The sequence below is a fragment of the Achromobacter deleyi genome (genome assembly GCF_013116765.2).
Lineage (GTDB): Bacteria > Pseudomonadota > Gammaproteobacteria > Burkholderiales > Burkholderiaceae_B > Achromobacter > Achromobacter deleyi_A.
In genome coordinates this window covers 1,950,914-1,963,556 of the sequence record NZ_CP074375.1, presented here as the reverse complement: position 1 = coordinate 1,963,556, position 12,643 = coordinate 1,950,914, and the positions used below count along the sequence as shown (strand labels likewise).

13 protein-coding genes are annotated in these 12,643 nt (G+C 67.4%); 3 read left to right on the top strand and 10 right to left on the bottom strand.

Going from position 1 to position 12,643, the window contains the following annotated elements:
• Positions 1-19: 19 nt before the first annotated feature.
• From HLG70_RS08810 to HLG70_RS08800, 3 genes are all read right to left on the bottom strand, one after another.
• Positions 20-376 carry a cupin domain-containing protein gene (locus tag HLG70_RS08810; protein ID WP_171662140.1) on the bottom strand — a complete coding sequence of 119 codons (357 nt, stop codon included), beginning with the start codon at positions 374-376 and terminating at the stop codon, positions 20-22.
• A gap of 72 nt (positions 377-448) precedes the next feature.
• The gene (locus HLG70_RS08805; RefSeq protein ID WP_171662141.1) at positions 449-1,435 is read right to left on the bottom strand and encodes a tripartite tricarboxylate transporter substrate binding protein; all 987 of its coding nucleotides are present in this window, start codon (positions 1,433-1,435) and stop codon (positions 449-451) included.
• A 73-nt stretch (positions 1,436-1,508) separates the two neighbouring features.
• Positions 1,509-2,633: a muconate/chloromuconate family cycloisomerase gene (locus HLG70_RS08800; RefSeq protein WP_171662142.1), complete on the bottom strand. Its 1,125-nt coding sequence runs from the start codon at positions 2,631-2,633 to the stop codon at positions 1,509-1,511.
• Between the two features lie 105 nt (positions 2,634-2,738).
• Here HLG70_RS08800 and HLG70_RS08795 point away from each other — a divergent pair, with 105 nt between their 5' ends.
• On the top strand, positions 2,739-3,623 hold the full coding sequence (locus HLG70_RS08795) for a LysR family transcriptional regulator (protein WP_171662143.1): 885 nt from the start codon (positions 2,739-2,741) through the stop codon (positions 3,621-3,623).
• Here the strand turns inward: HLG70_RS08795 and HLG70_RS08790 are convergent.
• On the bottom strand, positions 3,620-4,099 hold the full coding sequence (locus tag HLG70_RS08790; protein ID WP_171662144.1) for a hypothetical protein: 480 nt from the start codon (positions 4,097-4,099) through the stop codon (positions 3,620-3,622). The two genes, HLG70_RS08795 and HLG70_RS08790, sit on opposite strands and share 4 nt — an antisense overlap.
• A 106-nt stretch (positions 4,100-4,205) precedes the next feature.
• Between HLG70_RS08790 and HLG70_RS08785 the strand changes: the two genes are divergently transcribed.
• The gene (locus HLG70_RS08785) at positions 4,206-5,099 is read left to right on the top strand and encodes a LysR family transcriptional regulator (protein WP_171662145.1); all 894 of its coding nucleotides are present in this window, start codon (positions 4,206-4,208) and stop codon (positions 5,097-5,099) included.
• 25 nt (positions 5,100-5,124) lie between these two features.
• Here the strand turns inward: HLG70_RS08785 and HLG70_RS08780 are convergent, their stop codons facing one another.
• Genes HLG70_RS08780 through HLG70_RS08755 form a run of 6 tightly spaced genes read right to left on the bottom strand, consistent with a single transcriptional unit; the run spans position 5,125 to position 11,032 of the window.
• Positions 5,125-5,994 (bottom strand): alpha/beta fold hydrolase, encoded by an 870-nt coding sequence (locus tag HLG70_RS08780; RefSeq protein ID WP_213697168.1) that lies wholly within the window; start codon positions 5,992-5,994, stop codon positions 5,125-5,127.
• Complete coding sequence (locus HLG70_RS08775) at positions 5,991-6,377, bottom strand: hypothetical protein (RefSeq protein WP_171662147.1); 387 nt, start codon at positions 6,375-6,377, stop codon at positions 5,991-5,993. Before HLG70_RS08775 ends, HLG70_RS08780 begins: the two co-directional genes overlap by 4 nt.
• Before the next feature lie 56 nt (positions 6,378-6,433).
• Positions 6,434-7,639: an ABC transporter substrate-binding protein gene (locus HLG70_RS08770; protein ID WP_171662148.1), complete on the bottom strand. Its 1,206-nt coding sequence runs from the start codon at positions 7,637-7,639 to the stop codon at positions 6,434-6,436.
• Positions 7,640-7,670: 31 nt separating this feature from the next.
• A complete protein-coding gene (locus tag HLG70_RS08765) occupies positions 7,671-9,101 on the bottom strand; it encodes an NAD-dependent succinate-semialdehyde dehydrogenase (protein WP_171662149.1) in 1,431 nt (476 codons plus the stop codon).
• Complete coding sequence (locus HLG70_RS08760) at positions 9,102-10,079, bottom strand: Bug family tripartite tricarboxylate transporter substrate binding protein (protein WP_171662150.1); 978 nt, start codon at positions 10,077-10,079, stop codon at positions 9,102-9,104.
• 59 nt (positions 10,080-10,138) lie between these two features.
• On the bottom strand, positions 10,139-11,032 hold the full coding sequence (locus HLG70_RS08755) for an NAD(P)-dependent oxidoreductase (RefSeq protein ID WP_171662151.1): 894 nt from the start codon (positions 11,030-11,032) through the stop codon (positions 10,139-10,141).
• A 230-nt stretch (positions 11,033-11,262) separates the two neighbouring features.
• Between HLG70_RS08755 and HLG70_RS08750 the strand changes: the two genes are divergently transcribed.
• Entirely contained in the window at positions 11,263-12,618 is a 1,356-nt protein-coding gene (locus HLG70_RS08750) for an MmgE/PrpD family protein (protein ID WP_171662152.1), read from the top strand.
• Positions 12,619-12,643 lie beyond the last annotated feature (25 nt).

Below are 12,643 nucleotides of genomic sequence, written 5' to 3'. Positions count from 1 at the left end.
CCGACTGCCCGGAGCCGCCTTACCCTCGGGAGGGCTCCGTCGCTGCTGCGCGCTTGAGCGCGACGGTGACCAGGATGGACGTGTCCTCAATTGCAAGCAGCGCATGAGGAGAGCGGCCCGACAGGTACAGCAGATGTCCGGGCTGCAAGAGATGCGTGGCGTTCTCGGCGGAAACTTCCACGCTGCCCTCGATGCACTGGATCGTGATTTCTCCGGCGACATGATGAGAGGGCATCGTCTTGCCGGCCATCAGCACCAGCCGCATGACCTCCAGGTCTTCCGATTTGAAGAGCGCAATCGACTGCGCCGTCGCGAGCCGGCTCCCGTAGGGAGAGAGGTCGATGACTTGTCCGGGATCCGCATGTTTCAAAGCCATGATTGAGGTACCTTCGCGAGGACTGCCTGCTGCAGACGATACCTCATTCCAATGGCCTTTTCGGATCCGGGGTCAGTTGATCTTGATGCCGCGTTCCTTGACCAGTTCCTTCCACTGCGCGGTTTCCTTGGCCAGATGGTCGCGCAAGGCGTCCGGCGTGCTGCCGATCGATTCCGCGCCGATGGAATCCAGGGTCGCCTTGACCTTGGGTTCGGCAAGCGCATTGCGCATGGCTTCGTTCAGCTTGGCCACCACTTCCGGCGGCGTGCCGGCGGGAGCGAAGGCGGCGAACCAGGGCATCAGCTCATAGCCCGGCACGCCGGCTTCCTGCATGGTCGGCACGTCGGGCAGGGCGGCCGAACGCTTGCTGGTGGTGACCCCCAGCGCGCGCAGCTTGCCGGTGGCGATGTGCGGCTTGGCCGACGTGATGCTGTCGAACATGTAGTCCACCTGGCCGCCCAGCAGGTCGGCGACGGCGGGGCCGCTGCCCTTGTAGGGCACGTGCAGCATGTCGACGCCGGTCATGGAGACAAAGAGCTCGCCCGCCAGGTGAATCGAGGTGCCCACGCCGGCCGAGGCGTAGGTGTAGTGGTTGGGCTGGGCCTTCGCCTTGGCGATCACGTCCTGCACGCTGGTGGCGCCGGTGCGGGCCGGATTGGTGACCAGCACATTGGGCACCACGGCCAGCAGCGAAACCGGCGCGAAGTCCTTGACGGGGTCGAAGTTCAGGTCCTGGTACAGCGCGGGGTTGACCGCCATGCCGTTGGCCACGATCAGGATGGTGTAGCCGTCAGGCTTGGCGCGCGCCACGGTGGCCGCGCCGATATTGCCGCCCGCGCCTGCGCGGTTTTCCACGATGAAGGACGTGTTGAGCTGCTTGCCCATGGACTCGCCCAGCGTGCGGGCGATGCTGTCCATGGCGCCGCCGGGCGGGAAGGGCACGATCCATTTGACCGGGCGGTCGGGGTAGCCGTCCGCGTGAGCGGCGGCTGCGCCGCCCAGCAGCGACAGGGCCAGAAGGGCCCGGGCAAAGGGGTTGAATACATGGCGCATGCGCATGGTTGTCTCCGTGGTGCTTGAATTATTGTGAACCGCGCTCTGCAGGGCGGGCGCGGCCGGTAAATGCCGGGGTTCAGTGGTTGCGGCGATAGAAGGCCAGCTTGTCTTCGTCCAGCGTCAGCCCCAAACCGGGGCCATCGGGTATTTCCATCTCGAAATCCGCATAGCGCGGCGGGTTCGCCACGATGTCGTCCTTCAGCAGCAAGGGGCCGAACAGCTCGGTGCCCCAGGACAGGCGCGGCAGGCAGGCAAAGCCATGCGCCGATGCAATCGAGCCCACCGAGCCTTCCAGCATCGTGCCGCCGTACAGCGACATGCCGGCCGCGTCGCCCACCGCGGCGGTGCGCAGCATTTCGTAGATGCCGCCGGACTTGGCGATCTTCAGCGCCAGCACATCGGCCGCGCCCTGGCGCGCGATGTCCAGCGCGTCTTCCGGGCCGTTCAGGGCCTCGTCCGCCATGATGGGCACGACGAAGCGGGCGGCCAGCCGGGCCATGCCGGCCAGGTTGGCGCGCGGAATGGGTTGTTCGATCAGATCCACGCCGGCGGCTTCCAGCCGGGCGATGGCGCCCGCCGCATCGGCTTCGTTCCATGCCTGGTTCACGTCCACCGTCACGCGGGCGCGGTCGCCCAGCGCCTGCTTGATGCGCGACACATGCGCCACGTCGTCGGCCACCGCGCGGCGCCCCACCTTCAGCTTGAAGGTGTTGTGGCGCCGGCTTTGCAGCAGCGATTCGGCTTCCTCGATGTCGCGGGCGGTGTCGCCGCTGGCCAGCGTCCACAGCACGGGCAGGCGCTTGCGCACCGCGCCGCCCAGCAGCGTGGATACGGACACGTTCAGCCGCTTGCCCTGCGCGTCCAGCAGCGCGGATTCCAGCGCGGACTTGGCAAAGCGGTTACCGCGCGCCACCTTTTCCAGGCGCTGCATCGCAGCATGGATATTGGCCGCGTCCAAGCCAGCCAGCGCAGGCGCCAGATAGGTATCGATGGCCAGCTTGATGCCCTCGGGGCTTTCTTCGCCATAGGACAGGCCGCCGATGGTGGTGGCTTCCCCAATCCCTTCGATTCCGTCGCTGCACTTCAGGCGCACGATCACCAGCGTCTGCCGCTGCATGACCGCCATGGCCAGTTGATGGGCGCGGATGGTGGGCAGGTCCACCAGAATGGCTTCGACCGAGAGAATGCTTACAGGATTCATACTTTACAGCCAGGGATTGAGCGATGTTGTCAGTATCGCTTGCACTTTCCCTGGGAGTCCAAGACTATATGGGTTCCAATTAATACCTGTTAGGTCTGAATCATCATGGAACTCAGGCACCTGCGCTATTTCCAGGCCGTGGCGGAAGAGGGCAGCTTCACCCGCGCCGCCGCCCGGCTGCACATTGCCCAGCCGCCGCTCAGCCGCCAGATCCGCCAACTTGAGGAGGAGCTTGGCGTCATGCTTTTCGAGCGGACCACCCGGGCGCTGCGCCTGACCGAGGCGGGGCGCTTTCTGCTGGAGCAATCGCGCCTGCTGACCGCCAGGCTCGAAGAAGTGCTGGAGGGCACCCGCAGGCTGGGGCAGACGCAGCGCCGCTGGTTTGGCATCGGCTTCGTGCCTTCCACGCTTTATGGATTCGTGCCGGAGCTGATCCGCCAGTTGCGCAGCGCCGACCCCCTGGTCGAGGTGGGCTTGATGGAAATGACCACTTTGCCGCAGCTGGAGGCCTTGAAGGCGGGACGTATCGATCTGGGTATCGGCCGCATCTTGCTGGACGATCCGGCGATCGAGCGTCGGGTGCTGATGACCGAACCCTTGATGGCCGCCGTCCCGCTGCACCATCCGCTGGCGGGTCTGGGCAGCGTGTCGGTCGAGCGGCTGGCGCAGGAGCCTTTCGTCCTGTATCCGGCGCGGCCAAGGCCCAACTTCGCGGATCATGTGTTGGGATTGTTCCGCGCGGCCGGGCATTCGCTGCAAGTAGTGCAGGAAGCCAATGAGCTGCAGACCGCGATCGGGCTGGTGGCGGCGGGACTGGGGGTGACGGTGGTGCCGTTGTCCGTGCAACGTTTGCAGCGGCGGGACGTGGCGCATGTGAGGATCGACGCGGATGGGTTCGTGTCGCCGGTGATCGCCAGTTACCGGAAGGATGATGCTTCGGTTTTTCTGGAAAGGGCACTGGCGCTGGCGGGGGAGCTGGCGAAGGGTTAGCGGGCCTCGAACGGGCGCAGGTCCAGGCCGGCTTCCCTGAACCGCTTGAGGGTGTTTGCCAGGGCCTGGTCGCGCTGGCTCGAACGATCCACCGCCTGGATGGACTGCCAGCACTTGGCCATGTCGTCGGGGCAGCCATGGTCAAGGGGCAAGAGGGTCGAATACATGGACACGTTGATCGCCAGCGTGGATATCGAGACTGCCGTCGGCTTGCCCAGGTAGAAATCGGCGAATTCCGACTTCAGTTTGGCCACCGCCTGCTTCGCCTTGGCGGCAGCAGCCTCGCCACGCTCGTCCGCCGTGGCGGCGGACTGGCCGAGCGATGCGCCTATCAGGCTGTCGTGACCGCTCGTGTACGCACGAACCTCGTCGCGCAGGATGGCTTCGAGTACCGCGGTCTCCGTGGGGGTCGGAATGTATGCCGCCTGGGCAAGGACGGGAAACAGGGCGCCTAGCAGGGCGCAGGCTTTTCTCATGGGCACATCGGTTGGGGTTTGTCGGGCGGCAGAGGATAACCCGGGGCAAGGATTCTGTTGCGTTGACGCAAGCTGACGCCGGCCAGCTCCACGGTATATTGCCGGTATGAAAAAGCTAGATATCCCGGCCCTGGAGATCTTCGTTGCGGCCGTCGAGGAAAAGAGCCTGTCCAAAGCAGCCGAACGGGAAAACCTGGTGACTTCCGCGGCCAGCAAGCGCGTGGCCGAACTGGAGCGCCATCTGGACCGGACGCTGCTGCACCGCCACGGGCGCGGCGTCGAGCCCACGCCCGCGGGCGCATTGCTGTATCAGCGCGCCAAGGCCATCCTGCGCAGCGTTCAGCTGACGGAGCAGGCCATCAACGGCTACTCCATCAACGGGCAGGCGAAGATCCGCCTGGCGTCCAATCCGTCGACCATCCTGCAATTCCTGCCTGGCGTGATGGGCCGGTTCCTTGCCGGGCGCAGCGACGTCAGCGTGGATCTGCTTGAGGGCCACAGCTACGACATTCCGCGCATGGTGGCCGAAGCCTCGGTGGATATCGGCATCTATCACGCGGACCATCCCGTGCCCGGCGTGGCCTCGTTTCCCTTCCGGCGCGATCGCGTGGGGCTGGTGGTGCCGGTGGGGCACGCGCTGGCGGACCGCTCCGAACTGTTCCTGGAAGAAGCGCTGGACTATGACCTGCTGGGCTACTTTCCGCGGCATTCGCTGGACCAGTTCCTGGCTTACGCGGGGCAGACGCTGTCGCGACCGCCCAACGTCAAGCTGCAGGTGTCCAACTTCGAGACCCGTTGCCGCATGATCCGCGAGGGCCTGGGCATCGGCGTGGTGCCGGAAGGCATCGCGCGCCACTATCTGTCGGCGATGGGGCTGGTGCTGCTGCGGCTGCGCGATGAATGGGCGGAGCGCCAGTTCTATGTCTGCGTGCGCGACATGGCCCAGCTGGCGCGCCCCGTGGACGAACTGCTGAAAGCGCTGACGGCGCCGGCGCAGTGATCCGCGGCCCGGCGCCGCCGGGCGGCTAGCTGCCCCGGCGGGCCTGCGCGGCCTGCGCCAGCACCGGCCGCAGATAGTCCAGGAACCGGTCCGGGTCTTCGCTCATGGGGAAGTGGCCCATGCCGTCCATGATCTGCCAGTGCGAACCGGCAATGCGTCCAGCCAGGAACTCGGTGTCCTGCGGCGTGCACGAGTAGTCGTACTCCCCGGTCAAGAGCCACAGCGGGCAACGCCGCGTGTCGATGTCGGCCACGCGGTCCCGGATATCGCCATCGGCCGTGTAGAAGTGCAGGTCGCCCTTGAACACGCCCGGTCCGCCCTGCATGTAATGCCACAGGGTTTCCCAACGGTGCTTGTCGGGGCTGCCGGGGCCCACCAGGCCCGATACGATGCCGGCGCAGACCTCGCCGCCGTGCACGTCGGGCCGGTTCAGCCATTCCAGGTCATAGTAGGGATCCACATGGGCGCCGGACTGCAGGCCGATCGCGCCGCCAAAGCGGTCCGCGTGCGCAAGCGCCAGGTGCAGCACGATGCGGCCGCCAATCGAGCAGCCCATGACCAGGGGCCGGTCCAGCGCCAGGGCATCGGCCACCGCGATGATCGCCTGCGCGTATTCCTGCGACGTCAATTGGTAGGTCTCTTGCTGCCAGCCTTCGGGCGGCGACGACTTGCCATGCCAGGGCAGGTCGAAGGCAATGACCCGGAATGATTCAAGAATGCGCGGGTCGTTCATCACCCCGCGATACTGGCGCGAGTCCGCGCCGGCCGTGTGCAGGCACAGCAGCGGCGTGCCGCTGCCGGCTTCTTCCACATACACCCGGTGCAGGCGTCCGCCCAGCGGCAGCTGCAGATAGCGGCCGACGATAGGCTCGAAGACGGCTTGTTGCGCGTTCACAGTGATGCTCCTTGGGTGCGCGGGCATGCCAGCACGTCCTTGAAGTACAGCAGGTTGGACATCAGGGGATAAAGGTCGCCTTCGGCGCGCAGACGGCGGAATTTCACCAAAGCCATCAGATCGTGAAAGCCGGGCGGCGGCTGGGGGCCCCAGAACTGCGCCCAGTCCGCCGCGGCGGCGCGCAGCGCGAACTGCCAGCGCGGCATGACGAAGGGGCCGCGGCGCACCGCCTGGATGCGGCCCGCCGCCACCGTGATGAGGTACGCGGCCTCGCCGCATTCCAGCAGAAACACCGTATTCAGGTGCCGGCCGCGCCACACCAGGCGTTCCTGCCGGTTCACGGCGTCCGCCAGGCGGTGCAGGATGAAGTCGTCTTCTTGCATGGTGCTTTCCTTGTCGGTAGGGCGGCGTGTCCCGCCCGCGGACGCCGCCGCCGGGATCATTTCCGGACCAGCTTGCATTGGCTTTCGGACAGGGGCATGAACGCCTGGTCGCCCGGCACCGTCTTCACGATCTTGTAGTAGTCCCATGCGGCCTTGGATTCCTTGGGCGCCTTCACCTGCACGACATACGTGTCGTGTATGAGTTTGCCATCTTCGCGCAGGCGGGCGTTGCGCGCAAAGGCGTCGTGGATGGGCATGGCGCGCAGCGTCTTCATAACGGCGTCCACATTGTCCGACCCGGACTTTTCGACCGCCCGCAGGTAGTTGAGCACGGCCGAGTACTGGCCCGCCTGCAAGGCGGTGGGCATCTTGCCGGAGGCCTTGAAGAAGCGTTGCGCGAAGGCCCGGGTTTCGTCGTCCATGTCCCAATAGAAGGTTTCGGCAAAGGTCATGCCCTGGCCGGCGTCCAGGCCCACGCCGTGCACGTCCGTGATGCTCATCAGCATGGCGACCAGCTTCTGGCGGTCGGCCAGCCCGAATTCGCGCGCCTGCTTGATCTCGTTCTGCAGGTCCGCGCCCGCGCTGGCGAACGCCACCGCATCGGCCTTGCTGGATTGCGCCGACAGCAGGAAGGACGCGAAGTCGTTGCCCGGGAACGGATAGCGGGCCGAGCCGGCCACCGTGCCCCCGCCTTCTTTCACGAAGCGCATGCCGTCGCTTTCCAGCGAGTGGCCAAAGGCGTAATCGGCGGTGACGAAGAACCATTTTTTCGCGCCCGCCTCGACCAGGGGCAGGGTGCCCACCTTGGCAAGCGCGTAGGTGTCATACACCCACTGGACGTTGTTGGGCGAGCAGTCCTCGCCGGTGATCCGGGTGGCGCCCGCGCCGGTCACCATCGTCATGCGGCCCTTCTCGCGGGCAATGTTCATCACGGCCAGGGCGACGGCGCTGTTGCCCAGCTCCGTCACCACGTCGACCTTTTCCCGGTCTATCCATTCGCGGGCCCGGCCGGCGGCGACGTCGGTCTTGTTGAGGTGGTCGGCCGACAGCATTTCCACCGGCTTGCCCAGCACCTTGCCGCCAAAGTCCTCGATGGCAAGCCGGGTCGCCAGCACGGAGCCCGGGCCGACGTTGCCCGAGTAGGCGCCCGACATGTCCGTCAGCACGCCGATGCGCACGACGCCGTCGGATAGGCCTTCGGACGCCTGCGCCACGCCGGCCGCGGCGGCCAGGGCGAGGAGGGCGGTGATTTTCTTATGCATGGTCTTCTCCTTTGGATGGTCTTGCGGTGCGCTACATCTGGCTCACGTACTTGATCTGCATGAACTCCTGCAGGCCTTCCACGCCGCCTTCCTTGCCCAGCCCGCTGTCCTTGAACCCGCCGAACGGCGTCTCGGGCAGGGACGCCTGGCAGTGGTTGATGCAGACGACGCCGCTTTCGATGCGCTCGGAGGCAAGCCGGGCCGTCGCGGCGTCGCGCGTGTACACGTACGAGGCCAGTCCGAACGGCAGGCGGTTGGCCAGCGCAAGCGCTTCGTCCATGTCGCGAAAGGGTTGCACCAGCGCCAGCGGCCCGAACGGTTCCGTGCTGGCGGCCAGGCAGTCGGGACCCGCGTCGCGCAGGATGGTCGGCGCCCAGAACCAGCCGGGCAGGTCCAGGCGCTGGCCGCCGGCGGCCAGTTGCGCTCCGTGCTTGAGCGCGTCGTCCACCATGGTTTCCATCGCGGCCAGGCGTCTGGGATTGGCCAAGGGGCCCATCTGCACGCCGGCTTCCAGGCCGTTGCCCACGCGCCATGCCCGCGCCTTGTCGGCCAGCCGCTGGACAAAGCGCTCGTAAACGCCTTCCTGCACATACATGCGGGTAGGCGACGTGCAGATCTGGCCGGAGTTGCGCAGCTTGGCGGCCAGCACGGCGTCGGCCGCGCTTTCCGGGTCGGCGTCGTCAAAGACCAGCACGGGCGCGTGGCCGCCCAATTCGAGCGTCGCGCGTTTCAGGCCGCCGGCGGCCATCACCGCCAGTTCGCGGCCGATGGCGGTGGAGCCGGTGAAGGTCACCATGCGGATCACGGGCGAGGAGATCAGGCGCCGCGAGATCTCGCCGGGATCGCCGAACACCATGTTCAGCACGCCTGCGGGCAGGCCGGCGTCCGCCAGTGCGCGGCCGATCTCCAGCGCGATCGCAGGCGTTTCCTCCGAAGGCTTGATCACGATCGAGCAACCGGCCGCCAGGGCGCCGGCGATCTTGCGCGACGGCGTGATCGCCGGCGCGTTCCAGCCAGAGAAGGCGGCCACCGGGCCGACCGGCTCGGGGATGGCCATCTGGCGTATCCCGCCGACCCGGCCAGGGATCAGGCGGCCATAGCTGCGCCGGGCTTCCTCGGCGGCCCATTCGAACATCTCGGCCGCGGTCGCCACCTCTTTCTCGGATTCGGACAGGGGCTTGCCCAGTTCGCGGGTGATCAGCCAGGCCAGCAGCGGCGTGCGTTCGCGCATCAGCGTGGCGGCGCGGCGCAGGATCGCGGCCCGCTCCAGCGGCGCCGTGTCGCGCCAGCCCGGAAAGCTGCGCCGGGCGGCATCCAGCGCTTCGTCGATGTCTTCCGGCGCGGCCACCGGCACGCGGCCCAGGACGCCCTGGGTCGCGGGATCGACCACCTCAAGGCCGGGCCGGTGGCCGGCCGGAACGGCGCGGCCGCCGATCAGCAGGGTCAGTTCGGGATAGTCCATTTAGTCCGCCTTGGCGATGTGGCTGGTCTGCATGACTTGCGCCCAGCGTTCGGTTTGCGTGCCGATGTGCCGGGCAAAGTCCTCGGGACTGCCGGTCATCGGGTACTGGCCCAGCTTGAGCAGCGCATCGCGCGATTCGCCGGTGCCCATCACTTTGTTGATCGCGGCATTCAGGCGCTGCGTCACCGCGGGCGGCACGCCGGCCGGCGCCAGCACGCCGTTCCAGGGCTCCGCCGTGAAGCCGGGGATGTCCGCCGCCTGCGCCACCGTCGGCACGCCCGGCGCCACGGAAGAGGGTTGCGCCGCCGCGATGGCCAGCGCGCGCATCTTGCCCGCCTGCACCTGCGGCATGGCGGCGATCGCGCTCAGGAACGCCATGTCCACGCGTCCGGCCACCAGGTCGGCGATGGCCGCGGAGTCGCCCTTGTAGGGGATGTGGGTGATGTCCACCTTGGAGGCGCTCTTGAACCATTCGCCCGCCAGGTGATTCACGGCGCCGCTGCCGGCCGAAGCAAAGCTCAGCGCGCCCGGCTGCTTGCGCGCCCCGGCGATCAGCTCCTGCACGCTCTTGAAGGGGGAGTCCGCCGGCACCACCAGCAGGTACGGATAGCTGGCCACCAGCGCGACGGGCTGGAAGTCCTTCAGCACCTGGTAGTCGACTTTCTGCTTGTAGACCGGCTCGATGGACAGCGTGCCGCTGCTGCCCAGCATCAGGGTGTAGCCGTCGGCGGCGGCGCGCTTGACCGCCTGCACCGCCACGACGCCGTTGGCGCCGGGCCGGTTCTCGACGACGACGGTCTGGCCCAGTTCGGTTTCAAGCTGCCGGGCCAGATAGCGGCCGACGGCGTCCGTCGGGCCGCCGGCGGTAAATCCGATCACCAGCGTGATCGGCTTCACGGGGTAATCCGCGGCGGCAGCATTGAAGCTGATCGCGGCGGCGAGCACGGGCAATGCCCACCTGCGTAGCATGGATGTCATGGTTGTCTCGGGTAGGAACAGGGGCGGCGCGACAGGCGCCGTCATGCAAGGGGGCGAACTTACGAGTAGCCGCGCTCGATCAGCTTGACCATTACCGGGTAGTACTCCTTGACGTAACCGGCGGCGCGCGTGCGTTCCAGCAGGTCGTGAGTCAGCTTGGCCGCGCGCGCGTCCACCTCCCCCTGGTTCGCCAGTTCAAGCGCCAGCAGGATGTCCTTGATGGCGTACTCGGTCGGGAAGGTCTTCTCGGGGAAGGCCTGGGCGGCAAGCGCCTTCTGGCCCGGGTTGCGCAGCACGAAGCTGTCGGCCGAACCCTTGCTCAGCGCGTCCAGCAGCAAGGTGCCGTCCACGCCGGCGCTGCGGCCGATGGTGACGGCTTCGGCCAGCGCATGGACGGTCATGAAGACCACCATGTTGTTCATGATCTTCACCACCTGGCCATTGCCGATGCCGCCGCAAAGCAGCACGTCGGTGCCCATGCACGACAGGTAGGGCAGGACCGTCTCGTAGTCCTCGCGGGTGGCGCCCACGGTGATCATCAGCGTGCCCAGCCTGGCGGCTTCGCGCATGCGCGCCACCGGCGCGTCGATCAGCAGGATGCCGTGGCCGCGCAGGACCTCGGCCAGCCGGCGGGTGCGCGTGACATCGCTGGTGCTCATGTCCACCACGATGCGCACGCGGCCGGCGGCCTCGACCAGGCCACCTGGCCCGGTGCAGACCTGTTCCACCTGCACGATGCTCGGCAGCGACAGGAACACGATCTCGGCGCTTTGCGCCACTTCGATGACCGATGCGCAGGCATGGCCGCCCAAAGCGCCGATCCGGGCCGCCGGCTCGGGGCTGATATCCGTCACGTACACGGGGTGCCCGGATTTACGGACCAGATTGGCGCACATGGGCTCACCCATCACGCCCAGGCCGATGAAGCCCAGCGGGGTCTTGGTCTCACTCATTACTTCCTCCTTGGTGGTGCGATTGTTCTTCTGTTGTTGTCATGCAGCTTACGTACGGCCCATGCCCGGCGATATGAAAAATTGGCAAGGCAACTTTCTCCAATTCCGTCCCCTCCGGATCAAGAACGCTCGTTTTCCTTTTTATCAATCCTTGCCGGGCCGGTCCGCCTAGAGTGATCGGCAGACCAGAGCGGCGCGTCTGTTGCGTCGCAATAACCCCGGAGAGACACATGTTGCTGGACACCATCGCCGCCTACGGAGCGCGGGACACCCTGGCCAGGCTGCCCGACGAGGTCATCCATCACGCCAAGCGCGCCTTCCTGGATTGGCTCTCGGCGCTGTATCCCGGCACGCGCACCGCCCCGTGCCAGCAGCTGCTGGGCGCGCATGGCGCCGAACTGGGCGCGGGGGCCTCCAGCCTGCCGGGCTGCGCGACCACCGCCTTTGCCGCCACGGCCGCCTGGATCAACGGCAGTGTTTCGCATGCCGTGGAATTCGACGACATCTTTCGCGATGCGATCTATCACCCGGGATGTCCGACCATCGCCGCGGCGCTGGCGCTGGCCGAGGAAGGCGACGCCAGCGGGCAGGCCTTGCTGAACGCGATCGTGGTCGGCTACGAGATCTCCACCCGCATCGGCGCGGCGGTCCAGCCCGCGCATTACCGCTATTTCCACACGACCGGCACCGTGGGCTGCTTTGGCAGCGCGGCCGCCGCCGCCGCCCTGTGCGCGCCGGGCGACGCGCAGGTCATGCTGCACGCGCTGGCCACCGCCGGCACGCTGGCCAGCGGCTTGCAGCAGGCTTTTCGTTCGGACGCAATGAGCAAGGCGCTGCATGCCGGCCACGCGGCCGAGGTCGGCGTGCGGGCCGGGCAGGGCGCCGCGCACGGCATCACGGGCGTGCCGGACATCCTGGAAGGCGAGGTCGGCTTCGGCGCGGCCCTGGCGCAGAGCCCGGACTGGTCGGCCGCCGTCGACGGGCTGGGCGAACGCTACAACATTCTTTCCATCACCCAGAAGAATCACGGCTGCTGCGGCCACACCTTCGCCGCGATCGACGCGGCGCTGGCGCTGCGCGAGCGCGGGCTGCGGGCGGACGACATCGCCTCGCTGCGCGTGGACGCCTATCAGACCGCCCTGGACGTCACGGGAAACTTCGCGCCCGAGACCGCGTTCGAGGCCAAGTTCAGCCTGCCGTATGTGGTGGCGCACGCGCTGGTCCACGGTTCGGTGCGGTTGGACGCCTTTGGCCCGGATCGCCTGCATGACCCGCGCGTGCGCCAGCTGATGGCCAGGCTGGACCTGCGGGCGGATCCCGCACTGACGGCGGGCTTTCCCCGGATGCGCGCCGCCCGGCTGTCGGCCACGACCGTGGGCGGCGAGGTGCTTGAACACCATTCCCCATACCGCAAGGGCGACCCCGAGTCGCCGCTGTCGGACGCGGAACTGAACGACAAGTTCGGCGAACTGGCGGGTCCGGTGCTGGGCGTCGCGCGCATGCGCGCCTTGCGCGACGCGGTCTGGCGCCTGGACAGCATGCCGGTGCGGGCGCTGCGCCTGGCGGCCGACATGCCTCAACTCTGATTGACCTATCCACTGGCCCACATGA

Coding starts and splice junctions, on each gene's coding strand:
- HLG70_RS08760 (WP_171662150.1), bottom strand. CDS start 10,079: ATGACATCCATGCTACGCAGGTGGGCATTGCCCGTGCTCGCCGCCGCG.
- HLG70_RS08800 (WP_171662142.1), bottom strand. CDS start 2,633: ATGAATCCTGTAAGCATTCTCTCGGTCGAAGCCATTCTGGTGGACCTG.
- HLG70_RS08755 (WP_171662151.1), bottom strand. CDS start 11,032: ATGAGTGAGACCAAGACCCCGCTGGGCTTCATCGGCCTGGGCGTGATG.
- HLG70_RS08775 (WP_171662147.1), bottom strand. CDS start 6,377: ATGCAAGAAGACGACTTCATCCTGCACCGCCTGGCGGACGCCGTGAAC.
- HLG70_RS08805 (WP_171662141.1), bottom strand. CDS start 1,435: ATGCGCATGCGCCATGTATTCAACCCCTTTGCCCGGGCCCTTCTGGCC.
- HLG70_RS08770 (WP_171662148.1), bottom strand. CDS start 7,639: ATGCATAAGAAAATCACCGCCCTCCTCGCCCTGGCCGCCGCGGCCGGC.
- HLG70_RS08810 (WP_171662140.1), bottom strand. CDS start 376: ATGGCTTTGAAACATGCGGATCCCGGACAAGTCATCGACCTCTCTCCC.
- HLG70_RS08790 (WP_171662144.1), bottom strand. CDS start 4,099: ATGAGAAAAGCCTGCGCCCTGCTAGGCGCCCTGTTTCCCGTCCTTGCC.
- HLG70_RS08785 (WP_171662145.1), top strand. CDS start 4,206: ATGAAAAAGCTAGATATCCCGGCCCTGGAGATCTTCGTTGCGGCCGTC.
- HLG70_RS08750 (WP_171662152.1), top strand. CDS start 11,263: ATGTTGCTGGACACCATCGCCGCCTACGGAGCGCGGGACACCCTGGCC.
- HLG70_RS08795 (WP_171662143.1), top strand. CDS start 2,739: ATGGAACTCAGGCACCTGCGCTATTTCCAGGCCGTGGCGGAAGAGGGC.
- HLG70_RS08765 (WP_171662149.1), bottom strand. CDS start 9,101: ATGGACTATCCCGAACTGACCCTGCTGATCGGCGGCCGCGCCGTTCCG.